This is a genomic window from Pediococcus siamensis (assembly GCF_047220215.1).
Taxonomy (GTDB): domain Bacteria; phylum Bacillota; class Bacilli; order Lactobacillales; family Lactobacillaceae; genus Pediococcus; species Pediococcus siamensis.
Window position 1 is genome coordinate 1397665 of record NZ_CP178375.1, and the last position, 25703, is coordinate 1423367.

The 25703-nt window shown below is 41.5% G+C and carries 19 protein-coding genes, 9 tRNA genes, 1 pseudogene and 1 riboswitch; of the genes and pseudogenes, 4 read left to right on the forward strand and 25 right to left on the reverse strand.

The window, feature by feature from the left end; genetic code table 11:
• Positions 1 to 10: 10 nt before the first annotated feature.
• The 17 genes from ACLJJ6_RS06825 to ACLJJ6_RS06905 form a co-directional block, all read right to left on the reverse strand.
• Positions 11 to 3622: a DNA-directed RNA polymerase subunit beta gene (locus ACLJJ6_RS06825; RefSeq protein ID WP_412988495.1), complete on the reverse strand. Its 3612-nt coding sequence runs from the start codon at positions 3620 to 3622 to the stop codon at positions 11 to 13.
• A gap of 253 nt (positions 3623 to 3875) precedes the next feature.
• Positions 3876 to 6356, reverse strand: a complete 2481-nt coding sequence (locus ACLJJ6_RS06830; protein ID WP_412988497.1) for an ATP-dependent Clp protease ATP-binding subunit — start codon at positions 6354 to 6356, stop codon at positions 3876 to 3878.
• Positions 6357 to 6377: 21 nt separating this feature from the next.
• Positions 6378 to 6845, reverse strand: a complete 468-nt coding sequence (locus ACLJJ6_RS06835; protein ID WP_412988499.1) for a CtsR family transcriptional regulator — start codon at positions 6843 to 6845, stop codon at positions 6378 to 6380.
• Positions 6846 to 7198: 353 nt separating this feature from the next.
• Positions 7199 to 7272, reverse strand: a tRNA-Pro gene (locus tag ACLJJ6_RS06840).
• 55 nt (positions 7273 to 7327) lie between these two features.
• Positions 7328 to 7401 (reverse strand) — tRNA-Pro (locus tag ACLJJ6_RS06845).
• A gap of 98 nt (positions 7402 to 7499) precedes the next feature.
• A tRNA-Arg gene (locus tag ACLJJ6_RS06850) sits at positions 7500 to 7573 on the reverse strand.
• Positions 7574 to 7582: 9 nt separating this feature from the next.
• Positions 7583 to 7668 (reverse strand) — tRNA-Leu (locus ACLJJ6_RS06855).
• Positions 7669 to 7690: 22 nt separating this feature from the next.
• Positions 7691 to 7762: transfer RNA gene (locus tag ACLJJ6_RS06860), tRNA-Gly, on the reverse strand.
• 11 nt (positions 7763 to 7773) lie between these two features.
• Positions 7774 to 7846 (reverse strand) — tRNA-Thr (locus ACLJJ6_RS06865).
• Positions 7847 to 7872: 26 nt separating this feature from the next.
• Positions 7873 to 7954 (reverse strand) — tRNA-Leu (locus ACLJJ6_RS06870).
• 16 nt (positions 7955 to 7970) lie between these two features.
• Positions 7971 to 8043: transfer RNA gene (locus tag ACLJJ6_RS06875), tRNA-Lys, on the reverse strand.
• Positions 8044 to 8046: 3 nt separating this feature from the next.
• Positions 8047 to 8119 (reverse strand) — tRNA-Val (locus ACLJJ6_RS06880).
• A gap of 102 nt (positions 8120 to 8221) precedes the next feature.
• Complete coding sequence (gene serS / locus ACLJJ6_RS06885; RefSeq protein ID WP_412988501.1) at positions 8222 to 9502, reverse strand: serine--tRNA ligase; 1281 nt, start codon at positions 9500 to 9502, stop codon at positions 8222 to 8224.
• 294 nt (positions 9503 to 9796) lie between these two features.
• Positions 9797 to 10429 (reverse strand): deoxynucleoside kinase, encoded by a 633-nt coding sequence (locus tag ACLJJ6_RS06890; RefSeq protein ID WP_412988503.1) that lies wholly within the window; start codon positions 10427 to 10429, stop codon positions 9797 to 9799.
• A 126-nt stretch (positions 10430 to 10555) separates the two neighbouring features.
• Complete coding sequence (locus ACLJJ6_RS06895; protein ID WP_412988505.1) at positions 10556 to 12025, reverse strand: amino acid permease; 1470 nt, start codon at positions 12023 to 12025, stop codon at positions 10556 to 10558.
• Between the two features lie 117 nt (positions 12026 to 12142).
• Positions 12143 to 12327, reverse strand: a riboswitch (Lysine riboswitch).
• Positions 12328 to 12395: 68 nt separating this feature from the next.
• Positions 12396 to 12926, reverse strand: a complete 531-nt coding sequence (locus ACLJJ6_RS06900) for an Rrf2 family transcriptional regulator (protein ID WP_412988507.1) — start codon at positions 12924 to 12926, stop codon at positions 12396 to 12398.
• Complete coding sequence (locus ACLJJ6_RS06905; RefSeq protein WP_412988508.1) at positions 12904 to 13473, reverse strand: GNAT family N-acetyltransferase; 570 nt, start codon at positions 13471 to 13473, stop codon at positions 12904 to 12906. The genes ACLJJ6_RS06900 and ACLJJ6_RS06905 overlap by 23 nt, the downstream gene beginning before the upstream one ends.
• Before the next feature lie 391 nt (positions 13474 to 13864).
• Here ACLJJ6_RS06905 and ACLJJ6_RS06910 point away from each other — a divergent pair, with 391 nt between their 5' ends.
• The gene (locus tag ACLJJ6_RS06910; protein ID WP_412988510.1) at positions 13865 to 15022 is read left to right on the forward strand and encodes an LCP family protein; all 1158 of its coding nucleotides are present in this window, start codon (positions 13865 to 13867) and stop codon (positions 15020 to 15022) included.
• Between the two features lie 571 nt (positions 15023 to 15593).
• Here ACLJJ6_RS06910 and ACLJJ6_RS06915 read toward each other — a convergent pair.
• A complete protein-coding gene (locus ACLJJ6_RS06915) occupies positions 15594 to 16334 on the reverse strand; it encodes a GW dipeptide domain-containing protein (RefSeq protein ID WP_412988512.1) in 741 nt (246 codons plus the stop codon).
• A gap of 138 nt (positions 16335 to 16472) precedes the next feature.
• On the opposite strand from ACLJJ6_RS06915, the gene ACLJJ6_RS06920 reads away from it, so the two are divergent.
• Entirely contained in the window at positions 16473 to 17714 is a 1242-nt protein-coding gene (locus ACLJJ6_RS06920) for an ISL3 family transposase (RefSeq protein ID WP_412988180.1), read from the forward strand.
• A 36-nt stretch (positions 17715 to 17750) separates the two neighbouring features.
• Here the strand turns inward: ACLJJ6_RS06920 and ACLJJ6_RS06925 are convergent, their stop codons facing one another.
• The 3 genes from ACLJJ6_RS06925 to ACLJJ6_RS06935 all read right to left on the reverse strand — a co-directional run bounded on the left by ACLJJ6_RS06925 (position 17751) and on the right by ACLJJ6_RS06935 (position 19777).
• Positions 17751 to 18458, reverse strand: coding sequence for an N-acetylmuramoyl-L-alanine amidase family protein (locus ACLJJ6_RS06925; RefSeq protein WP_412988514.1), 708 nt, complete (start codon positions 18456 to 18458; stop codon positions 17751 to 17753).
• Between the two features lie 101 nt (positions 18459 to 18559).
• Positions 18560 to 19012, reverse strand: a complete 453-nt coding sequence (locus tag ACLJJ6_RS06930) for a threonine/serine exporter family protein (RefSeq protein WP_412988516.1) — start codon at positions 19010 to 19012, stop codon at positions 18560 to 18562.
• Between the two features lie 21 nt (positions 19013 to 19033).
• On the reverse strand, positions 19034 to 19777 hold the full coding sequence (locus tag ACLJJ6_RS06935) for a threonine/serine exporter family protein (RefSeq protein ID WP_412988518.1): 744 nt from the start codon (positions 19775 to 19777) through the stop codon (positions 19034 to 19036).
• A 222-nt stretch (positions 19778 to 19999) separates the two neighbouring features.
• Here ACLJJ6_RS06935 and ACLJJ6_RS06940 point away from each other — a divergent pair, with 222 nt between their 5' ends.
• On the forward strand, positions 20000 to 21241 hold the full coding sequence (locus tag ACLJJ6_RS06940; protein ID WP_412988180.1) for an ISL3 family transposase: 1242 nt from the start codon (positions 20000 to 20002) through the stop codon (positions 21239 to 21241).
• Between the two features lie 121 nt (positions 21242 to 21362).
• Here ACLJJ6_RS06940 and ACLJJ6_RS06945 read toward each other — a convergent pair whose 3' ends face one another.
• A complete protein-coding gene (locus ACLJJ6_RS06945) occupies positions 21363 to 21563 on the reverse strand; it encodes a cold-shock protein (protein ID WP_057748686.1) in 201 nt (66 codons plus the stop codon).
• A 180-nt stretch (positions 21564 to 21743) separates the two neighbouring features.
• Positions 21744 to 22427 (reverse strand): metal-dependent transcriptional regulator, encoded by a 684-nt coding sequence (locus ACLJJ6_RS06950; protein WP_412988520.1) that lies wholly within the window; start codon positions 22425 to 22427, stop codon positions 21744 to 21746.
• Positions 22428 to 22571: 144 nt separating this feature from the next.
• Between ACLJJ6_RS06950 and ACLJJ6_RS06955 the strand changes: the two genes are divergently transcribed.
• Positions 22572 to 22913 carry a hypothetical protein gene (locus ACLJJ6_RS06955; RefSeq protein ID WP_412988522.1) on the forward strand — a complete coding sequence of 114 codons (342 nt, stop codon included), beginning with the start codon at positions 22572 to 22574 and terminating at the stop codon, positions 22911 to 22913.
• 14 nt (positions 22914 to 22927) lie between these two features.
• Here ACLJJ6_RS06955 and ACLJJ6_RS06960 read toward each other — a convergent pair whose 3' ends face one another.
• The gene (locus ACLJJ6_RS06960; RefSeq protein WP_412988524.1) at positions 22928 to 23824 is read right to left on the reverse strand and encodes a cation diffusion facilitator family transporter; all 897 of its coding nucleotides are present in this window, start codon (positions 23822 to 23824) and stop codon (positions 22928 to 22930) included.
• A 141-nt stretch (positions 23825 to 23965) separates the two neighbouring features.
• Positions 23966 to 25535 (reverse strand): annotated as a pseudogene (locus ACLJJ6_RS06965) (bifunctional metallophosphatase/5'-nucleotidase).
• Positions 25536 to 25703 lie beyond the last annotated feature (168 nt).

The window sequence follows — 25703 nt, forward strand, 5'->3', positions numbered from 1 at the left end:
TTAGTTTCAATTATTTTTGGTTATTTTCTGTTTCAGCCTTTGTTTCACTTACAGAAGAAGTCTCATTAGAAGTTGTGGTTTCTTCCTTTGACTTGTCCTTTTGTTCTTCGGCATACTTGCTGAGTGCATCAACGTTTACGACATCATCATCGTCATCGTCCATGTCTCGCAATTCAATCTCGTTTTTGTCATCATCCAAGACCTTCATATCTAGTCCCAAGGCTTGCAGTTCTTTAACAAGCACACGGAAAGATTCTGGAACTCCTGGACGAGGAATTGGATCACCCTTAACAATTGCTTCATAAGTCTTAACTCGACCCACAACATCATCTGACTTGTAAGTCAAAATTTCTTGTAGGGTATAAGCAGCCCCATAAGCTTCGAGTGCCCAAACTTCCATTTCACCGAAACGCTGACCACCAAACTGAGCTTTACCACCCAGTGGTTGTTGTGTAACTAAGGAGTAAGGTCCGATTGAACGTGCATGAATCTTGTCATCAACCATGTGCGCTAATTTCATGTAGTGCATGACACCAACGGCAATCCGTTGTTCAAATGGCTCACCAGTACGACCATCATACAAAACTGTCTTCGCATCAGACTGCATCCCAGCTTCGTGAACAGCATCCCAAATATCTTTATCACGCGCACCATCAAAAACTGGTGTTGCAACATGAATACCTAAGTTACGTGCTGCCATCCCAAGATGTAATTCTAAAACTTGACCAATATTCATACGTGAAGGGACACCCATAGGACTCAACATGATGTCGATTGGCGTACCATCTGGCATGTATGGCATGTCTTCTTCAGGAATAACCACCGAAACGGTCCCTTTATTCCCATGACGACCGGCCATCTTGTCACCAACTTGCAGTTTTCGTTTTTGGGCAATATAAACACGGACCATCATATTGACACCAGGTGAAAGTTCGTCACCGTTTTCACGTGTGAAGATCTTCACATCCTGGATAATACCGCCACCACCATGAGGAACACGTAACGAAGTATCACGAACTTCGCGTGCTTTTTCACCAAAGATAGCGTGTAATAGACGTTCTTCAGCTGATAACTCAGTCACTCCCTTTGGTGTAACCTTACCAACTAAGATATCGCCGTCTTCAACTTCCGCACCGACACGCACAATTCCGTCTTCGTCAAGATCTTTCAAAGCATCTTCACCAACGTTAGGAATTTCGCGGGTCATTTCTTCAGGTCCAAGTTTGGTATCTCGTGCTTCCGATTCGTATTCTTCAATATGAATTGAAGTGTACACATCATCACGAACCAAACGTTCATTAATCGCAATCGCATCTTCGAAGTTATAACCTTGCCAAGTCATGAAGGCTACTAATGGGTTTTGCCCCAATGCCAACTCGCCGCCCTCCATTGAAGGACCGTCAGCTAAGACTTCATCGTTATCAACATGGTCGTTGACTTTGACGATTGGACGTTGGTTATAGTTCTTACCACCGTTAGAACGACGGAATTTCATCAGTTTGTAAGTATCTAAGGCCCCATCATCACGACGAACACGAATTTCACGTGCATCAACGTATTCCACAGTTCCTTCATGTTTACAAATCAATGCCACACCAGAGTCATGCGCAGCCTTATATTCGATCCCAGTTCCGACAAGCGGTGCATGTGGATCAAGCAAAGGTACAGCCTGACGCTGCATGTTAGCTCCCATCAACGCACGGTTAGAATCATCATTTTCCAAGAAAGGAATACATGCTGTTGCGACTGCAACTACTTGTTTTGGTGAAACGTCCATGTAATCGACGTTGGTAATGTTAGTTTCAATGTTGTCACTTTCATGACGAGCCATAACCACATCATCCACAAAGGAGCCATCATCATTTAATGGTGAGTTTGCCTGAGCAATGACATATTGGTCTTCTTCGTCAGCCGTCAAGTAATCGATCTTATCGGTAACCTTATGGGTTGTCCAAGAAACACGACGATAAGGGGTTTCAATAAAACCATACTTGTTAATTTTAGCGTAACTAGCCAAACTGTTAATCAACCCGATATTTGGTCCTTCAGGCGTTTCAATCGGACACATCCGGCCATAATGCGTATAGTGCACATCACGCACTTCATATCCGGCACGGTCACGTGTCAAACCACCAGGTCCTAAGGCAGATAAACGACGCTTGTGTGTCAGTTCACCAAGCGGGTTTGTCTGGTCCATGAACTGGGATAACTGAGAAGAACCAAAGAATTCTTTGATTGAGGCCACAACCGGACGAATATTAATCAACTGTTGCGGTGTAACCGTAGCGGCATCCTGAATTGACATTCGTTCACGAACTACACGTTCCATTCGTGATAATCCAATACGGAATTGGTTTTGGAGCAATTCACCCACTGAGCGAATTCGACGGTTACCCAAATGGTCAATATCATCAGTGGACCCAATTCCTTCTTGTAATAAGAAGAAATAGTTAATTGAAGCGATAATATCAGCTGGAGTAATATGTTTGAGTTTCAAATCAATATTATCATTCCCAATCATCGTTAACTCGCGTTCAGGATCGTTAGGGTTCACAATCTTGATGGCTTGCACGGTCATTGGTTCTGTCACAACGGCTTCATCAGAAGGCGTATAAGTGATTGCTTTGAAATCCTTGTTGTCCAAATAAGGGGCTAAGTCTTTCATCACATCTTTAGAAACCACGGTGCCCTTTTGTGCGATTACTTCACCAGTATCAGGATCAGCTAAAGTTTCAGCTAAAGTTTGACCTAATAAACGGGTCTTGAGGCTTAACTTCTTATTCACTTTATAACGACCAACAGGCGCCATGTCATAACGTTTAGGATCAAAGAATCGTGCCGTCAACAAACTACGTGAACTGTCAGCAGTCTTAGGTTCGCCTGGGCGCAAACGTTCATAAATATCCTTCAAAGATTCCTCGACACGGGAATCATCAGAATTTTTGTGCACGTCTTTGTCCAAAGTGTTATCCAGACTATCGGTCTGGCCTAACATATCCACAATTTCTTCATCAGAGCCAAACCCAAGGGCACGGACCAACTCAGTCATTGGAATCTTACGTGTTCGGTCAATTCGCACGTAAGCAATATTCTTGGCATCAGTTTCATATTCTAGCCAGGCACCACGATTAGGGATGACCGTTGTACCCCAAATGTCGCGTCCATTTTTATCGGCTTCCTTTGTGTAATAAACACCAGGTGAACGAACTAACTGGGAAACAATAACCCGTTCTGCCCCATTAATAATGAAAGTACCTTGTTCTGTCATTAATGGAAAATCACCAAAGAAAACATCTTGAGACTTAATTTCACCAGTCTCATGGTTCGTTAAACGTAAGGTAACGTGCAATGGCGCCGAATAATTAGCCTCATGTTCACGTGCTTCGTCTACCGTATACTTTGGTTCAAGCAATTGATAATCCACATATTCCAAGGAAAGATTGCCGGCAAAGTCGTCGATTGGCATAATGTCATCGAACATATCCTTTAACCCTTCATCAAGGAACCATTGGTATGAATTACTTTGAATCTCAATTAAGTTAGGAAGTTCCAGCACTTCTTTAATCCGTGCGTAACTTCTACGGGTTCGGTGTTTACCGTATTTTACCAAATGTCCTGCCAAGTTATTCACCTCTCTAAAATTTTCCGCAAATGACCAAATGTTACAGTTTGATTACAAATGCTAAATCAAACTGTTTTTTGGCAAAAAAAAACCAAAAATAGCTCTTTTATACGATAGCTACTTTTGCTTTTTTTATGAAAAACGCCCCGGACAATAGATCGTGACGCTTCATTTCATTCACAGTTACAAACAAAATACATCATACTCATTTTTCGTACGTCTGTCAAATGTTTCTTCCTGCACCTATTTAGTTTTATCCTGTCGGTTGTTCAGACTTCACTTTGGGATTCTTAACCGCAACTTGAATCTTCCCCTGACGTGCCCCAACGGTAATGTTATCACCAATTTTGGCCTCGCCAGACAACATCAATTCACTCAGCTTATCTTCAACTTTAGTTTGAAATGCCCGGCGAATTGGGCGTGCGCCATACTCCGGATCAAAACCAGCTTCTGCCACTGCATCAATTGCTGCCGGCGTAATCTTAACCGTCATCCCTTGATCCGCGACGCGCTTCAGAATTTGACGTGCCATCAGTTTAACAATCTTATGAAGCTGTGGTCTTGTTAAGGAATGGAAAATGATCGTTTCATCAATTCGATTTAAGAATTCTGGTCGGAAGCTCTGCTTAAGAATTTCGCGAATTTTAGCTGCCATGGCTTGATAATCCTCGCTGGCTGCTTTAGCACCAAACCCAACGGATTTTTCATCCCGCAGTGCAGTTGCGCCGAGATTAGAAGTCATGATTAAAATTGTGTTGCGAAAATCTACCTTGCGTCCCTTTGAATCGGTTAAGTACCCATCATCCAAGACTTGCAACAAAATGTTAAAGACATCCGGATGGGCTTTTTCCACCTCATCAAAAAGAACAACAGAATATGGTTTTTGCCGAACACGTTCCGTTAATTGTCCACCTTCGTCGTAACCCACGTAACCAGGCGCCGATCCGATCAACCGACTAGTACTATAGCGTTCCATGTACTCTGACATATCAATACGAATCATATTATCTTCAGAGCCAAACATTGCCTCCGCTAACGCCTTAGCCAGTTCAGTTTTTCCAACTCCTGTTGGTCCAAGGAACATAAAGGAACCAATGGGACGGCCTGGATCTTTCAGGCCACTGCGTGCTCGACGAATAGCCCGTGAAACCGCAGAAACAGCTTCATCTTGACCAATAACCCGTTTATGCAAAATACTTTCCAAGTTAACCAAACGTTCGCTTTCTGTCTTTTGCAATTGGGTCAGTGGTACGCCAGTCCATTCAGAAACCACCTGGGCAACATCCTCAGCTGTCTCTTGTAACTTATATTTCGGCTGGGTATCTGCACTTTTAGCGGCCTGGGCTTTTTCAAGCTTGGCACGCATTTTCTCTTCTTTAACCCGAATTTTTTGGGCTTTTTCAAAGTCTTGTGCTTCAATCGCTGCTTCTTTTTCATCGACCAACTGTCGTAGTTTAGATTTAGACGTTTCTTTGGTTGTTTTCCCCATCTGGTCGATCCGGACTTTGGCTGCCGCCTCATCCATTAAATCAATTGCCTTGTCGGGCAAGAAACGGTCACTAATGTAACGATCGGAAAGTTCCACCGCCTGTTTGATGGCGTCATCTGTAATTGCCACATGATGATGTTCTTCGTATTTGCCTCGCAAGCCACGCAGAATCTGGATCGACTCACTTGGCGTGGGCTCATCCACTTCAACTTTGGCAAAGCGGCGTTCCAAAGCTGCATCCGTTTCAATGTATTTTTGGTACTCATTAAGTGTCGTCGCACCAATAGTTTGCAGTTCGCCTCGCGCCAAGGCAGGCTTCAAAATATTGGAAGCATCAATCGCACCTTCTGCTCCGCCTGCGCCAATCAGGGTGTGTAACTCATCAATAAAGAGAACAATGTGCTGGTCTTCATGAATCTCATCAATGACTTTCTTTAAACGATCCTCGAACTCACCACGATACTTGGTTCCAGCCACTAATGAGCCCATATCGAGCATCATCAAGCGCTTATTAGCAAGATCACTTGGCACATTTCCATCAATAATTCGTTGTGCTAGGCCTTCAGCAATCGCCGTTTTCCCAACTCCGGGTTCGCCAATTAAGACGGGATTGTTTTTAGTCCGCCGACTCAGAATTTGAATAACCCGCCGGACTTCTTTTTCCCGACCAATCACTGGATCAATCTGACCTTCACGAGCCATTTGGGTCATATCTCGCGCCACAGAATCAAGCGTAGGTGTCCCCTTGGGCTTGCTGCCACGACTATTTTGTGCCTGACTTTGTCGCAACTGTGCCGAAGCACTCACACCTAATTTACGTAAAATGACCTTACGTGTTTGGTTAATATCCATATCCAAACTGATAAGAATCCGGGATGATAAAATATTTTCATCGCTTAACAAAGCCAACAAAAGGTGTTCGGTGCCAATTTTTGCTGCTCCTAGTCGTTTAGCTTCATCACCGGCAATGGCTAAAATTTCTTTTGCCTTCGGAGAATAAGGCAAGTAATCATTAGCACCAACATTCTTCAGCGTGCCATATCCGGTAAAGCGTTCGATTTCTTCGACAATATCCGTTTCCGTAACCGAAAACTGTTGGAAGACTTTGTAGGCAATACCGTTTTTTTCAATTGCTAGGGCCAACAATAAGTGCTCTGTGCCAACTGCTTGATGCTTAAATCGTTTGGCTTGTTCTTGCGAAATTGCGAGTACGTTTTTGGCACTTGGTGTAAATAAATTGTCCATACGAAACACCCTGCTTTCTATTTAACTCTCGTATCTTAAATGATTTAAAATTCCCACTAAAATTCTGGCACGCAATTGATCCTCTTCATCCCGGTCGTTAATGGCCAGCGTTTTCTTATCAATTGCGGCTAAAATCAAATTTCCTTCTCGTTTTTCAATGACATCGTCTTCATACAGACTTTTGACAATTGAAAGGGCATCCCGTTGATTGATTGAGCTTCCAATGACTTGTATAAGTGTATCCAAAACATCCAAATCATCAAGTAATTTGACTTTTTCAATCCGAATATAGCCACCACCGCCACGTTTGCTTTCAACAACGTAACCGTTTTGAATGGTAAAACGTGTCTTAATCACATAGTTGATCTGTGACGGCACAACATCAAACAAATCAGCAATCTCTGAGCGGCGAATCTCAATCTCTTCTGAATCCGCCAAAATCTGCTTTAAATATTTTTCAATGATATCGGAAATGTTCTGACCTTGCATTTCGCACACCCTTCCTCGCATCTTTGACTAATGTTGACTTTCATTATACGAAAATCTCAATAAAAAGCAAAGTTTTTTGTCTCTAAACTCTCTTTTGCTTTAAAACTGGCTAATTTAATTGGTCAGGCCTACCTGTTTTGCCAGGAACGTTACACATACCTGCCCGCTTTTCTTTTATTTAGGAGAACATCACCAAGCTTTTTACACCCGATTTCCTCAAAAACATACCTAATTTATGCGTTAACTGGCAACATTTAGGCTTCTGGCTACTCACAATTTTGCCGTTTACTTTTCGTTTGAAAGTACAAAAAAGACTGTAACATAATCACATTACGTTACAGTCTTTAAGCAAGTCGGGAAAACAGGATTTGAACCTGCGACCCCCACGTCCCGAACGTGGTGCTCTACCAAGCTGAGCTACTTCCCGCTAACATTTATTAAGTTGCGGACCCAAAAAAGATGATTCAAGTTCGGCTGCTTAATCGGGAAAACAGGATTCGAACCTGCGACCCCCTGGTCCCAAACCAGGTGCTCTACCAAGCTGAGCTATTTCCCGTTATGATCCTCATGAAGCTAACTAAAATGCCAACCGTCATTACTGGTTGGCATCGCGGTTAAACAAAGCTTTCACTTCGTAAATGCTAGATCTATAAATGCACCCAGTAGGAGTCGAACCTACAACCTTCTGATTCGTAGTCAGACACTCTATCCAATTGCGCTATGGGTGCTTATTAAAATGCCGAGGACCGGGATCGAACCGGTACGGTCATCACTGACCGCAGGATTTTAAGTCCTGTGCGTCTGCCAATTCCGCCACCCCGGCAATGCTTGTAGAAAAACTACAAAGCGGAAGACGGGATTCGAACCCGCGACCCCCACCATGGCAAGGTGATGTTCTACCACTGAACTACTTCCGCATAGTTGCTAATGCCGACTAGAGGATTCGAACCTCCGACCCCCTGTTTACAAGACAGATGCTCTGCCAACTGAGCTAAGTCGGCTAATTAATATAATTATTAATTAGAAGTGCGGGCGAAGGGACTCGAACCCTTACATCTTTCGATACAAGAACCTAAATCTTGCGCGTCTGCCAATTCCGCCACGCCCGCAATGCTATTTGTAAAATGAGCCGTGGCAGCCTCGAACTGCCGACCCTCTGATTAAAAGTCAGATGCTCTACCAACTGAGCTAACGGCTCAAATGGAGGATACAGGGCTCGAACCTGTGACCCTCTGCTTGTAAGGCAGACGCTCTCCCAACTGAGCTAATCCTCCATCAAACGACAACTACATAATATTATCATTGACCCCCAGCAGTTGTCAATAAATTTTTGTAGTTGTCTTTGAAATATCTATCTAAACTGATAACGATTCCGTTTACTGGCGAGTAATCTTAGTTAAACCACCCATGTAAGGGACCAAAACTTCTGGGACGGTAACTGAACCATCTTCATTTTGATAATTCTCTAGGATTGCGGCCACAGTTCGGCCAACTGCCAAACCAGAACCATTTAGCGTATGCACATACTGTAACTTGCCCTGTGCATCCCGGTACCTAATTTGTGCACGACGCGCTTGAAAATCAGTACAATTTGAACAACTAGAAATTTCACGATACCGATCTTGCGCTGGAATCCAGACTTCCAAATCATGTGTCATGGCTGCCGTAAAACTCATGTCACTGGTTGTCAGGGTAATCACATGGTAAGGCAATTTAAGGAGCTTTAATAAGGCTTCGGCTTGATTAGTCAGTTTTTCTAATTCATTCCATGACTCTTCAGGTTTGGTAAACTTAACCATTTCAACTTTATTAAACTGATGCATCCGAATCAGCCCCCGCGTATCACGGCCGGCACTCCCCGCCTCAGAACGAAATGCCGGTGACAAAGCTGTTTCGTTAATTGGTAATTCAGCTTCATCCAGAATTTCGCCACGATGAAAGTTAACTAAGGGAACCTCTGCAGTTGGAATCAAAGTAAGATCACTATCTTGAATTTCATAGCCGGCATGGGTTTCTTTGAACTTAGGAAATTGGCCAGTACCATACATGGACTCATCATTCACCATATACGGTGTAATCATTTCCGTATAGCCGGCCTTGTCATTTTCATCCAAAAAGAAATTATAGACGGCCCGTTCTAACTTGGCACCTAAACCCACATAATAAACAAACCGACTTCCCGAAACTTTAGCAGCCCGTTCAAAATCAAGAATTCCTAATGCTTCACCGATTTCCCAATGGGCTTTTGGTTTAAACTTGAACTCGCGTGGTTTACCAACTTTGCGTAGTTCCACACTGCCTTCTTCTGTTAAGCTGATCGGTACATCTTCGTTAGGGATATTAGGCAAATGAGCCGCAGCATTCTGAACTTGGTCTGTAATGACCTGGAGCTTTTGATCTAACGCTTTAATTTCAGCGCTAACCTTCCGCATTTCCGCAATTTTATCATTTGCATCTTCCTTATGCCGTTTCAACAGCGAAATTTGATCTGAAACTTCGTTACGCGTTTTTTTAAGCGTTTCGCTTTCGACAATTAGATCGCGCCGCTTTTGGTCAGCGTCCAACAGTTTATCAATCTCTTTTGGATCGATTCCCCGCGTTCCTAAACGTTCTTTCACAAAATCGGTTTCTGTTCGAATCATTTTTAAATCTAGCATTTGAATTCCTCCCTATCATTCTGAAAACCACAAAAAAAGACCTCTTCTTCCCATCAATTGGGACGAAAAGGTCTTTTTTCGCGGTACCACCCAAGTTTGCTGTTGCCAGCACCCTTCATTTAAGGCTTAACGACCGTGGCCGTGCGCTATTAATGCGCCCGTTTGTGCCCACCGGAGTTTCGGCTGATAGCTTCCACTAACCTATCTCGCTTAAAACCTACTTAAAATGGACTAACGTTTCAATATTCAATTTAATGATAACCGAATTCAGGTTTAGAAACAACCAATAAAAAACTAAATTTCAGCAATCTTTTCGTCAATAATTTGGATCACTTCTTGACGTGCTTGTGGATCTTCAACAAAATCGTACTGATCGCCATCAATTTGGATTTTTGGACTTTCATTGTAGTTATTATACCAATCTGTATAACGTTCATTTAAATCGCGGTAATATTCATACAGACTAGGATCGTTATCAATTTGCTCATAAGAACGACCACGTTTTTTGATTCGTTTTAGCATCGTATCAAACGAAATGTTAATGTCGATGAGTAAATCTGGATTCTTTTGATAATGCGTCTCAGGCAACTCTTCCATCATATTTGTCAATAAGGAATCGTAGATACTAACTTCAGTCTTTGTCGCCCGACCTAAGTCAGCATTCAAGTGAAAAAGGAGTGAATCTTCATAAATAGAACGATCCATCACGCTGTTCTTCGTCTGAAAAGCCTCTTTAATACCATCTAGACGACGATTTAAAAAGTAAATTTGCAGTAGAAAAGCATACCGTTTGGGATCCTTGTAAAAAAGCGGCAAAATTTTATTATCATCGACTGATTCATAATAAGCTTTTGTTCCCAAATGCTGTGACAAAATTTCTGTAAGTGTTGTTTTACCTGCGCCAATTGGTCCTGACAATGCAATCATTAAAAGTTCCCCTTTACCATTTCTTGATACTATATATTGTAGCATGAAGCTGATTAAAAACAATATATAGTTTGGAATTTTTTCTTAAGCACGTTTTTAAATTCTGCAGCGCTTTTTATTATACACTTATTTTTTTTGTTTTCGAGACTTTAAAATAAAATCAGGTTGGGTTAAATCAACTTCATCTAACGGAATCATATGCGTGTGGTACTTAATCTTGTAGTAAGCATACAGCACAATAAAAATTGGCACACTAATATAACTGATTCCAATGGCTTCCCAGTTAAAAGTAGCAAAAGAATGAATGTCCTGGCCGATAATGACGACCAAACATAGTAAGAAGGCAAAGATGGGGCCGAATGGGAACCATTTTGCGTGATAGCGCAATTCTTCAACACGGTGCCCCTGTCGAATAAAGGCACGTCTAAACCGCAAATGTGAGATAGCAATCCCCAGCCAGGCAATAAAACCAGTTAAGCCGCTGGCCGCTACTAACCACATATAAATCTCGGGACCCGCAATGCTAGAAACAAAGGTTAAAGCACCTACCACCGTCGTCCCAATTAGAGCCATTAGTGGAATCCCTCGTTTTGTCGTTAAACTGAAGGTTTTTGGTGCATATCCCTCCAAAGCTAAAGAATATAACATTCGGGTTGAAGCGTACATCCCGGAATTAGCAGAAGAAATAACTGAAGTTAGAATAACCGCATTCATGACGCTGGCTGCACCAGCCAATCCTGCCCGTCTAAAGACTAAAGTAAAAGGACTGATTTTCACATCACTGGCCGATGATCCAAGAAGATCAGGACTCGTATACGGGATAATGCAAGCAATTACAAAAATGGATAAAATATAAAACAACAGGATTCGCCAGAATACTTGGTTAATGGCCTTAGGTACGCTTTTTTCCGGTGTTTCTGATTCCCCAGCGGTAATTCCAATTAATTCTGTTCCTTGAAACGAAAATCCGGCGACAACAAAGACACTTAAAATCATGGGAATACCACCCACAAATGGTGCTTTTTTATAGGTAAAGTTATTCAAATAGGTCGCATGGCCGCCCATAATACCAAAGATGACGGCAACCCCTACCACTAGAAAAATCACAACCGTAATAACTTTAATGAGTGCCATCCAGTATTCTGTTTCGCCAAAAGCCTTGACGGTCAGTGCATTAACCGCAAAAATCAGGATTAACGCAACGGTACTCCAAACCCATCCCGGCACGTTAGGCAGCCAAAACTTCATGACGATGGACACCGTACTGATATCAACTGCCAACGTAATTGCCCAATTGAACCAATAATTCCAACCCATTGCAAAACCCAAAGCTGGATCCACATACTTTGTTGAATAGGTTGCAAATGACCCAGAGACTGGCATATAAGTCGCCATTTCGCCCAAACTGGTCATCAAGAAATACACCATAATCCCCATTGCCACATAAGCAATTAAGGCACCAGCTGGACCGGCCTCTGAAATTGCCGAACCACTGGCTACAAATAACCCGGTACCAATACTACCGCCCAAAGCAATCATCGAAATATGCCTTGTCTTAAGCGAGCGGTCAATTGAATGATTCTCTTCTTTTGCCATTTAAATACTTCCTCTCTCATCTTTACGAAGAAGGCAATCCCATTTTTAACCAATAAAAAAAGCCCTTTTGTATACGCACTTCGCCATACAAAAAGACTTACTTAATTTCTCAGTCAAATCGTAGATAGCGCCCCGTAATGCCAGCAATACATTACGACAGTCCCTGATTTATTAGATCAGGTCCCAACCCAAAGCTGAAAAAGCAACTTCAGATTTCGGCCAACTCCCCTTTCACACCCATTCACAGATCCTTTTTGATCTCCTCGATGCTACTTATGAACTTGGCAACCTCTTCTTTCGATATGTTTCAATTATATACAAGCTTCCTTCATCTGACAACACCCAGCACAAAATTGCTGCATTTTTATAATTAAGTCAGCGAAGAGCCTTCAATACGCTGTTTCATCCGAGCAAACTGCTGTTGTAAATCAGCCTCCGGAGCGTTCCAATCAATTTCTGGGTTAGGAGTTTCTCCAATAATCTTGATCAAAACATCATTCAAACTTTGATGAGCAAGGTAATCACGCCATAAATTATCGGCGTGTTGAAAAGTTTCGTTTAAAACATTCTTCCCCCGTTTGGCAATGGGCTGTGCTTCCGAAAAGACGTTTTCAATAAAACCCATGTCCGGATACGTCTTAATCGGACCTTCGCTAGCTTCCACAATATCCAGTAATGAAATTTCTTCCGGTTTTTTGGCTAGCTTAAAGCCACCATTATTGCCGGGGATTGAGCTAACGAGCCCAGCTAAAACAAGTTTTCGCATAATTTTACGTAGATAAGCTTCCGAGCCAGTTAGACGTGCATGAATAACTGCAGTTGTTAATGGAATCGCGCGATTCTGAGTACATAAAAGTGCGATAATGCATGCTGCCTGTTCAAATCCCTTTGTGAGTTGCATAGTAACCACCTTTTTTAAACTGTTTAAATGTTAAGTGATAGAAATTTTCTTGATTTGGTTTCGAATTTAAGACACTAAGTGGTATTTGCCGCGTGCCGGTTTTTTCAAATCCAAGATGCGTCAGAATGGCAATGGAACGCACGTTGGTCGCATAGGTACTAGCAAGAATACCATACGTTTGATTTTGCGCAAACGTCTCTTGTAGCACACCACCAACTGCTTCTTTCATATATCCATTTCCCCAGTACCCTTGATTGAGCATATAGCCCAGTTCTAACTTAAACGGATCCGGTTCCTGATTTTTATCTGCCACTGCATATAACCCCACACTGCCAATAAGGGCCGCGGACTCGGTTAGCGTGACTGCCCAGATATTTGAATGCCGCAATTGCTGCAAAAAATAACTGCTTTCAAAGGAATTATTTGCCACCTTAAAACCAGCCATTTCGGCCACCAGTGGGTTCTCGACAATGGGACGTAATTCACGTAAATCCATTGCTGCAAATGGCCGTAGCGTTAACCTTTCTGTTGAAAAAGTCCCATCCATAATCTTTGTTCGCCTTACTTCCCGAATACTTTTTTAACCATTGAAACGCGCTATTCACTACTCAGAATACCAGAATTTGAACCGCCACGATACCTTTTTTAACTTGTTACCGTTAATTCAATCAAGTATTTTAACCATAGTCGGCAATCCACGTCTTTTGGGACTTTGTTAATGCAACTTGCGGCTCAAAAAAAAACGAGCTGATTCTAGTCTCTTTCCCTAATAGATCAACCATCCTTAGCACGAGCATTTTTTCGAGCATAAAATTGTGATATACTCTTTTATGTTTAAAAAAAGATTAAATCTATTCAATCTATTCGGTTGTTCGGCCTATTTTCGCTATGATAATAAAGGAAGAACACTAGTCAGAATTGCTTCAGGAGGCAAAATAATGAACGAGGACCAAACACCCAAAAGATCCGATTTGCACAACCATTTTAACGTCCCCCCGACACGCGCTCAAATGCATCAAGATTCCGATAACCAAGATCCCAATCATCGCCCCAAAAAATCTCGTCGGAAACGACTTATTATAACAGTTGTGGGGATTCTTGTGATTTGTTTAGGCGTCTTCGGGGCTTATAAATGGTATGCAGCCAAACAAGCAGCTAAATCCGTTTTTAATAGTGCTAACATTCAAAAAGCACGGGATGTTTCCTCGGTCATCAAAAATGACAAACCCATTTCTATTTTACTCCTAGGTACTGATACTGGTGCTTTGGGACGAAACTATCGTGGTCGAACGGATACAATTATCATTGCCACCCTGAATCCTAAGAAAAAGAAAATGACCTTAACAAGTATTCCACGTGATACGGCTCTTTCTATCCCGGGATATACCCAATATGCCCCATCGAAGCTAAATGCAGCTTATTCATTCGGGGGTGCCGGAACAAGTATCAAAGCTATTCAACAATTGTTAAATGTCCCCATTGATTTCTATGGCCTCATTAATATGGGCGGCCTTGAAAAGATCGTGAATGGGGTTGGGGGCGTTACCGTCACGCCAACGTTGACCTTCAAGTATGGTGCTGCTAACGTGGTTAAGGGTAAAAAAATCCACCTTAGTGGTAAAGCCGCCCTCGACTATTCGCGGATGCGCGACGAAGATCCCAAGGGTGATTATGGGCGTCAGCAACGTCAACGCCAAGTTTTGATGGCAATTTTACGGAAGAGTGATTCCTTGACAACGCTTCTCAGTCAAAGCTTCTTAGACTCATTAAAGAAACAAACCCAAACCGATTTAATCTTTGATGAAATTGTGGCCCTTTCCACTAAATATCGTGTGGCAACGCATCATTTGAAATCAACCCATCTGCAAGGTACAACCCAGTTAATTAGCGGACAGGACTTTGAGGTGGCTAGTCAAAGCGAAATGCAGCGCGTCACGAATTTTATTCGAAGTAGCCTTGACCTCCCTAAAAAAACGACCGGTACGACTAATTTGACGGGAGTCACAACAACTGATCAAAGTACGTACAGTAATACGACACAAAGTACTCAATCAGATACTGGAACTTCTGGTTATCAAAACAACGGCCAGTATTAAGGCTAAATGAGCACCACCTATGGCAAGCTGTCTATTCACAAAAATTGTTCTAACTTTAAGCCTAATCTAGGAAACCAAATGCCTGTGATAATCCCTTTATGGTTGTCAAATGAAAGACAATAATTCATTTGATGATTATGGAGGGGTTTTTGTATGGTCAGAGCTAAGTTCACAGCATTGAAGAAGCTGGAAGATTTTTTTGAGCCTCTTCCAACGATTAGTCAAACTGCATTTTCTGTTTAATCTGGCGGCCAAGCTAATCAAGGACAACAGCACTAATTTGCTTAGTCGTTTTTTCCCGGCAGTAATGAAAAAGTCACATTTTTTGGCTGCCGTGCCCGGCTAATTGGCAGGGTCACGGCAATTAAAACCAGGCTTTGGTAACGTTGATTTAGTGTTCGACAGCTAAAAATCCCTCCATGAATGCCAGATGAATACTTTTAAATTCATCTGACAACCACGAAGGGATCTGAAATCGCTGTTGCGAAAACCTTTATCTTAGTATTGTCTTTCTATAGATCGTTGATTATTCAAGAGCCCCTAATCCGGTTCAGTTTTGCATTCAAGACATTCAGTTTAACGCACTCCCGTAAATCCAACCAATTTCTACACCATCGTAGTAGCAACGATAGTAGGGTGTCTTCACATCTGCCCGATAAGCAATGTTATCAATTGTGACCGGTTTATTCGCATAGGTTGTGCCATAATGCAACCGTTTGACGGTAAATTTACTGGCTGTGACGTGATTATAAAAATCGTGCCCGGGGTTGGCTTTCACAGTCATCGTTTTTTTCACGTCTCGATAAGTTACCTGAACACCCAAACCGCCACCATATATCCAGCCGATTCGTTTTCCTTGATAAGTACACCGATAATAAGGGGTCTTGGTCCCATCACGATAGGCAATATTATCAATTTGGACGGTCTTACCAGCATAAGTTCGGCCATAATGCAGCCGCTTATTCACATATTTACTGCTCGTCACATGGTTATAGAAGTCATGTCCCGGTGCCGTTTTCACCACCATTTTTTGATTGACCGTCGTATAACGAACATGTTTGGCTAAGCCGCCGCCATATATCCAACCGATTTTTTTTCCGTGATAGTAAGCCCGATAATACGGTGTTTTGGTGCCATCTCGTTGACCAATACAATCAATTTGAATGGTCTTGCCGGCATAGGTTTTACCGTAATGCCATCGTTTTACGGTGTATTTACTTTTAGGGACGTGATTATAAAAATCGTGTCCGGGAGTTGTTTTCACATCCATAGTCAAAGTGGTACTCGTATATTTGACATGCTTATATTGCATCCCCTCATAATAACGGGTCTACACTTTCTGGTATTGGTGAATAACTGATACCAGTTTTTATTTTGAAAAAAAAAAGGACATTTGCCCTCTTTGTGTTACGATTTAATCGCCTAATAAAATCGAAAAGAGGAAAAACAAATGTCCCTAACTAATTCTATCCTAAGCCTATTCGAAATAACAGACCCTAATTTAACTGTAACTGAGATTACTAAGGAACATTATCCCAATGGGCAACACGTTCATGTCGTTCACGCTATCCTTTCCTATCAACTTTTAAAATGTCCTCATTGTGGCCATAAATCTCTAATCAAAAATGGAACTCACATTGGCCATCTAAGATTGGGAACCTTATCAGGTGGACGTTATGAGATGCAGCTAAAACGACAAAGATATCAATGTAAACGGTGTTTAAAAACCTGTGGTGCTCAAACTAACCTCGTTAAACGTAATGAAACTTTTACGCATAATGTGAAACATCAAGTAATTGTTCTGGCTCGGGATATGCTGACCAGTAAAGAAATCGCTAAGATTTGTGGGATTTCACCAAGTAGTGTTCAACGCATTTTAAATGCGAATATTCACTTAGCTTATCGTGTTAAAACACTCCCCCAAAATCTTTGTTTTGATGAATTCCGTTCCTGTAATCATCTAATGTCCTTTAACTGTTGCGATGCCGTTAGTCATCGCCGCATTGTGATTCTTAAGGATCGCCTTAGTAAGGATATCATTGATTACTTTGAAGCTCGCTATTCAGTTCAAGAACGTATGAAAGTTCAAACAATCACCGTTGATATGAATGCTGAGTATGCTGGCTTTATTCATCGGTTATTTCCTAAGGCAATAACCATCATTGACCGTTTCCACATTATTCAACTTGCCGGTCGGGCACTGGATAACGAACGTACACGTGTGATCCATACTTTTCAAGATAAGCATTCCCGAGTTTATCGCATTCTAAAATCTCAATGGCGTTTGTTCCATTTGGCAGAAGAAAAGGTCAATGATACTAAACTTATCTATTTACACGGTATCAACGAATACATGACCCAACAGAACGCCATTGACCTAGCCTTAGATGAATTTCCAGAATTTAAAACTGTGTATCAAACCTATCAAGGAATTCTAACAGCCATTCAACAAAAAGATGCGGTTGGATTTAAAACCTTGATTGCCAACTACAAGGCGGCTGGCAACCAAATGGATATTACTATCTCAACTTTAATAAAGAATGGTCCTGCTGTTCTCAATAGTTGTCGTTATCCGTATTCCAACGGTCCTATTGAAGGACTAAATCGTAAAATTAAGGTGTTAAAGCGTAGCTGTTTTGGTTTTCAAAATATTCATAACTTTTTCATTCGTATCAGTTTAATTTATGCGTAAACAAAAAAAGCACATTCACCGAAGTGAACATGCTTTTCAAAAATCTCCACCAATACAATTTGACAGAGACCCATAATAACTTTTGACGAGCTGATAGAATTGCGCCATCGTATATGCCTGACCAAAAAAGGTGCGACCGCTTTTCAAGTAGTATTCATACGGATCGGTGTGGGTCGAACCGCCAAAGAATTCCGCTACCGCTTTGTGGGACCACACAGTTCCTTTCCCATCATAAGCTGCATCATTTGCACTTAAATGATACTTATTCAGCAAATATGCGGTATACCAAGCTGCATTCGCAATTTCATGTGCAAACGCACCTTTAGAATGCACTTCGATCTGTTCAAATTGAACGAACTTCCCATTTCCGGGGTAACCACAGCCCCACGCTAAATAATTTGTGTTCGCAATGTTGATGATTTTACCAGCATCCACAAACCCGTGCACAAATGCGTTTTGATAATTACTTTTCATATAAGCAATTTCACCATAAATGGTTGAGCTGGGGTTGGCCGTTTCGTGAACAACAACCCCTTCTGGTTTCCCGTATCCACGGTCATAATCAAATTTGGGAAAGCCATTCCAAACACTCGTGGTAATTCCCACGGGTTTAATTTTTTGTTGTTTGATATATGTGTTGACTGATTCCGCTTTAATTGAGGTTCCAGCAGCCGTGAGACAACTCACAAAGGCGGCCACAACTAAAAAAGCTATCCATAAAACGTGTTTTCGTGCTTGCTTCAACCTAATTCCTCCAATGTTCTCCCATATACACCCAAAACTATGTACAAACTTATGGTACCATTTTTAGAATTAAAACGGATATCATCCCTTTTACAGTTCAATTACATCCGGTCCGCTTGCCGTTGCCCCTTTAACTTTTTCCAAAGCTTATTTAAAAGCTCCGCAAATAAAAATCCGATCGCAATAGAACCAGTGATTTCGACCACTTCCGTAAAAAACCGCATTCCTTGGGCAGCATCCCCTAAAGCGATATTGCGGACCATCTGGTAGGCTTGTCCGCCTGGCACGAGCGGCACCAAACTGGGAATATTAAAAATCAGCATGGGCATTTTCATCTTACGAGCCGCGATATCACTCAAAATTCCAATCGCCACTGACGCCGTGAGATTGCTCAAAGCAAGTCCCAATTTTAAATTAAATAATGCCCAGTAAATCACCCAAGCTAAGGTCCCGATTAGTCCCGCCACCACAAGGGCCCGATGAGGAATATTAATAATAATGCCAAAGCCCACAGTAGCAACAAAGGCGAAACATAACTCAATTATCATTATCATATTGCTGCTCTCTTTCTTCCCTTAAAAGAATCTAAATACAAACGCGATGCCAAACCCAATTGCCGCAGCTGTCAGTAAAGCTTCCATGCCGCGTGCCGGGCCGCTCACAAAATGACCATTTAGTATATCACGCACCGCATTTGTTAACGGCACACCGGGCACTAACGGCATGACGGCCCCGATAATAATATTATCTACCGAATGCCCAAGTCCCAACCTGACAATGGCAACTGCCAAAATTCCAATGAGTAAGGACGCCACAAATTCACTAATAAATTTGATGTTTAAAGTTTTATTGATGCCGTAATAAATCGCAAAACCAAATGCGCCAATGACCGAAGTCACGCCAATATCATAAAAATTATTACAAAAGATCGTCATCAATGGTCCGCTCACCAATGCAGCACCTAAAACCTGTAACCAAAATGGAAAATAGGGCACGGCTTGGTCCACGAGCTTAAGTTGGGCATAGAAGTCCGGTAACGTGATCTTTTTTTCGGCATAGTCTCGTGATAACCGGTTTACCCAACTCACCTTCTCCAGATCAATAATTCGACGACTGACGCTTTCAACCTGAGCACTTTTTTGATCCGGAATTGACATAATAATCCCCGTGACGGTCGAAAAAACTTGGGCCTCGCCAAATCCCGAGTTCGTCGCAATTCGCATAATGGTATCTTCGGCTCGGGCCATTTCCGATCCATTTTCAATCATAATTCGCCCGGCAAGGAGGCAAGTATCTAAGACCAAGTTTGCTTTATCCATTTTGATCACCCCAAATATTCATAGAATCTATTATGCCACAACCGCTCCTCTGCGACGACCCTTCCTGTACTTAATCTAAAAATAAGCATAAAAAAAACGGGTCTACACTTTCTGGTATTGGTGAATAACTGATACCAGTTTTTATTTTGAAAAAAAAAAGGACATTTGCCCTCTTTGTGTTACGATTTAATCGCCTAATAAAATCGAAAAGAGGAAAAACAAATGTCCCTAACTAATTCTATCCTAAGCCTATTCGAAATAACAGACCCTAATTTAACTGTAACTGAGATTACTAAGGAACATTATCCCAATGGGCAACACGTTCATGTCGTTCACGCTATCCTTTCCTATCAACTTTTAAAATGTCCTCATTGTGGCCATAAATCTCTAATCAAAAATGGAACTCACATTGGCCATCTAAGATTGGGAACCTTATCAGGTGGACGTTATGAGATGCAGCTAAAACGACAAAGATATCAATGTAAACGGTGTTTAAAAACCTGTGGTGCTCAAACTAACCTCGTTAAACGTAATGAAACTTTTACGCATAATGTGAAACATCAAGTAATTGTTCTGGCTCGGGATATGCTGACCAGTAAAGAAATCGCTAAGATTTGTGGGATTTCACCAAGTAGTGTTCAACGCATTTTAAATGCGAATATTCACTTAGCTTATCGTGTTAAAACACTCCCCCAAAATCTTTGTTTTGATGAATTCCGTTCCTGTAATCATCTAATGTCCTTTAACTGTTGCGATGCCGTTAGTCATCGCCGCATTGTGATTCTTAAGGATCGCCTTAGTAAGGATATCATTGATTACTTTGAAGCTCGCTATTCAGTTCAAGAACGTATGAAAGTTCAAACAATCACCGTTGATATGAATGCTGAGTATGCTGGCTTTATTCATCGGTTATTTCCTAAGGCAATAACCATCATTGACCGTTTCCACATTATTCAACTTGCCGGTCGGGCACTGGATAACGAACGTACACGTGTGATCCATACTTTTCAAGATAAGCATTCCCGAGTTTATCGCATTCTAAAATCTCAATGGCGTTTGTTCCATTTGGCAGAAGAAAAGGTCAATGATACTAAACTTATCTATTTACACGGTATCAACGAATACATGACCCAACAGAACGCCATTGACCTAGCCTTAGATGAATTTCCAGAATTTAAAACTGTGTATCAAACCTATCAAGGAATTCTAACAGCCATTCAACAAAAAGATGCGGTTGGATTTAAAACCTTGATTGCCAACTACAAGGCGGCTGGCAACCAAATGGATATTACTATCTCAACTTTAATAAAGAATGGTCCTGCTGTTCTCAATAGTTGTCGTTATCCGTATTCCAACGGTCCTATTGAAGGACTAAATCGTAAAATTAAGGTGTTAAAGCGTAGCTGTTTTGGTTTTCAAAATATTCATAACTTTTTCATTCGTATCAGTTTAATTTATGCGTAAACAAAAAAAGCACATTCACCGAAGTGAACATGCTTTTCAAAAATCTCCACCAATACAATTTGACAGAGACCCAAAAAAACTAGGGATAAAATCCCTAGCTTCATAATTTCTAATTTTTAAATTAGTCTTTAACAACGTTAACTGCTTGTGGTCCGCGATCGCTTTCTTCTACATCAAAAGTAACTGCTTGGCCTTCTTCAAGAGTCTTGAAGCCGTCGCCTTGGATAGCTGAGAAATGTACGAATACATCGCTACCGTTTTCGCGAGTAATAAAACCAAAACCTTTGTCTGCGTTGAACCATTTAACTGTACCGTGTTCCATAATAGAAAATCCTCCTGAGTGCTTTTTGCACTAAATATTGTAATACTTGATCCGGTGCAAATTGGGGATATTTCTTTATGAAACGATCTTACCAAAATTACCTAACCAAAATACAATGTAATTGTAGCATATAAATTTTGAAAAAGATAGTTTATTTCACATTAGCCCCAAAATTTCTCGCTAACGCTTATTTATTGGTGGCCGAACTTCTTGAACAAATACGTAATGGGCCGCTTTATAACTAATTTGTCGCTCATCTGTATCCGAAACATTGTCAATTAGCTTAACCGTGGTTGGTCCTTCAAAAGGTGCATGATGCATAACCTGAATTTTATCCCCAATGTCTAAATCAATCTCATCCAGATAATTTAAAAGCTCACGATTGTCAATAAAGCGGTCCACCATGACCACCTTTCCTTCTGGAACATCAGCCAACAGCGTGTGGCTATCTTCTTGGTAGTGCCCCTCCTTATCGGGAATGACACCCCCATGCGGACAATGCGTTGGGTAGCCTAAAAATTCGTCCAGAGAATCTAACAGGCGGTCACTCGTGACATGCTCTAAAACCTCGGCATCATCATCAACTTCTGATAATTTATACCCTAACTTTTCAACCAGAAACGTTTCCCAAATCCGATGTTTGCGCACCATAATTTCCGCAATTTCAATGCCCTTTTCAGTCAGAGAAATTCCCGAATACGGTGTATGTTCAGCCAGCCCTTCTTCAACCAACTTGGCCACCATTTCGGTTACTGATCCAGCTGCAATGTTTAATCCGATCGCAATTTGCTTATTTGATATTTTCTTTGATTTTCCGCCTAGCTCAAAAATAATCTTGAGATAGTCTTCTTTCATTGGGGTCAATCCGTTCACCTCATTTTGTTAATACTACTTTTATAACTCATCTCACAAATAAATACAACTAAGGGAGCCCAAACTTTAATTTTACACTTTTACCAGATAAGGTCTATACTTAAGTTGTAATAAGTTTAATAAGGAAGGGGTATTATGAATAATCTAGTTTCGGTGACGCAATTAAATTCAACCAACCAAGATAAAGTGGTTCGAAATTTTGCGCAATTTTATATCAGTCTTTATAGAGCCGATAGTCTGGAAATTATTTCGGCCTTTGTTCCTGCTGGCTACCTTAGTGATATCAATGCCGTTATCACTCGTAATCTTTATTTAACTAAAGATGAGCTCTTAAACTTAAGCCTGTCCGTCTCGCATGATGATTACTTAAAAGTCATCGAACGCTTAGACCAAAAGTTTCACGAAACCGGCACCCCAGAAATGCCGTGGCGTAACTGGCTCATTTCACATCATGAGCAATTGGTTAGTGAAAGCTAATTAACCAGCGCCCTTTAAATATCATGTTGATCGCGAGTGAATAACTCATTACTTTTCCCGCGAAAAACTTCTGCCTGCAAAGTCACGTGATCAACGTGATATTTTTTTTGCAGTAAACTTTCTAAATGACGATAGATTGGTTCAACATCACTCAGTAATTGATCATTTAAATTAATGTGTGCTGAAAACATAATGCGGTTTTCATCTATTTGCCATGCATGGATGTGGTGCACATTCACAACACCCGGTTCCTTAAGCATGTCGGCCTTCATGGCTTCAAAATCTAAATTAGGTGCCGCCTGCATCAAAATATTGATTGCTTCTTTTAGGACCGGCCAGGTTTCCCAAACAATATAAACGGAAACTAGGATCGTGACGATCGGATCAATAATGTCGATTTGCCAAATCTGAATGATAATAGCACCGATAATAATGCCAAACGAAGATAGCGCATCGCTTAAGATATGCAAATAGGTTGCTTTTAAATTTAAATTAGATTTGGCTCCCCGACTCAAGAGCCAGGCAGAGACAAAATTTGCCAGTGTGCCTACAATTGCGACTACGAGCATGATTCCACCATCGACAGGAGCCGGATTTAACAGTCGCCGAATACTTTCAATGACTAAGAATGCGGAGACCACAATCAAAAAAATCGCGTTAATAAAAGCCGCAATGATTTCAGCCCGCCGATACCCAAAAGTTTTGGAAGGATCAGAATTTTTCAATCCAATGCGACTCGCTACGTATGCCAATACCACAGAAGCCGAGTCACCTAAATTATGAAACGCGTCTGAAAGTAGTGCTAAACTGCCAGAAAAAATACCGCCTAGTAATTCAACAATTGTAATTAAGGCATTTAGCGCCGTGACCAACAAGAATTTTAAACCACTCATTTTGGAATCTTCATGCATTGAGATCTCCCCCTCTGCTTATAATTATCAACTAAACGTAAATCGTAAGCAAGTTAGATTTCAAACAAAAAAGCGAAGTAACTATTCCTTCGCTTTTCCCTCAGACCATCGTTTGAAAATAAGCAATCACCGCGAGTTCGCCTAGTGCTTTGAATTAATGACCTTAAAATTATGATTCACTGTTGCCGTAATCACAGGATGTTTTTGTAAATAATCGGCAATCAGTTCTGACATGGCTTCGGTATTCTCACGAATAATCTTACTTTCTGAAAACATGGGATAATGCCCCCCGCCAACTGCCCGATATTTATTCAAAACGATTTCAAACGAATCATTAGCCGCAATCTTGTGACCTTTACAGGCCAACGCAACTACCCGATGACCAACTGGTTTGGCAATATCGAGTGTATAGTCGATCCCTCGTACATATCGTAGTTGTAGTGGCGTTTCTTGGGTGATAAATACCGGGGATTAATCGTCATTTGATTAGCGTCATCTAGCATAAAATACTTAGCACTCACTTCCAGGGCAGCCCGAATATCCGCGCCACTCACCCGTAAAACCGCAAGCGAATTCGGATAAACGTAATTGGTAACCACCTCGCGCATCGTAATTTTATCATCAAACCCTGTCGCTTCATCATTAAAAAGGGCTGTTGCTGAAATAGAAGTATTGGTTGCTGCCATTTGAACCTTCTGAATAAATTCAATAAAAGCTGATTCTTCAAGACGCGCCTTAAACGGATCGGTGATGCGCATGTCACCTTTCACAATTCCCAGCGGTTGGTCTAACCAAGTCTGTGTATCAGACTCTACATCCGCCATAACCGACTGTAATTTTTTATGTATCGTTTTTTTACCTGTCAGGATAAGCTCTGCTTTGCTACCCACCACCATTGAGGCCTTACTCGGATCAAGTTTGAGCGTAATTTTTCCGACGGCTGCCCCGCGATGCCCGGCTTGCACAATCGGCACACCAAAAAGTTTGGTTGCAAGCAGTCGATGTTGATGTGCCGTCACCAAAGCGTCAATTCCCTTAATGGTTTTTAAGAGTTCATACCCGACATTTTCTCCGCGTAAAGCTTCCGTTTCGTTTCCTGTTTTCAGGTCACGTTCAAAGCCGCCATGATAAACCACAATAACCACATCTGCTTTTTTACGCAACTCACTCACATAGCGTTTTGCGGTTGCCAACACACGTTTAAACTGTAAGCCTTTAATATGATCTGGATCTTCCCAATAAGGAATATAGGCTGTTGTTAACCCCAAAACGGCAATTCGAACCCCCGCTTAGTAAAAATTCGGTAGGCTCCGTTTGCGATCGATTCATTTTTAGCGTTCACGATATTGGCCGCTAGAATAGGATACTGAGCGCTCTGGATGGCCTTTTGTAAATAGGCGAGGCCATAGTTAAACTCATGGTTTCCTAAAACCCCTACATCATAGCCGATGGTATTATAGGCTTTCATCAAGCGTTCCGGTGCTGGCGGATTGCTGAATTTAGCGAGAAACTCTGTCAACGGCGAGCCTTCCAAAACATCCCCTGCATCAACCGTTAGCACAGGATCGGTCGTTTGTTTGCGAACTTGCTCAATAACGCTGGCCGCTTTTAACAATCCAAACGGTAAGTCGAGCCGGTGTTTTACAAAATTAGTGGGATAAATAAAGCCATGAACATCACTTGTTGATAGTATGGTTAAATTAAATGCCACAATTTCGCCTCCCGTAAAACTTTTGATACCCTCGATTTTACCACAACTTTAATGCGCCGTGACGCTTAAATGCACGCGATTTCACGCGTTAGCTCTTCTTTGTGATATTGTCTCAAAAAAATTCAATCGTTTCTTTTGATCACCAAAACCTTCATCATTTTCACATCA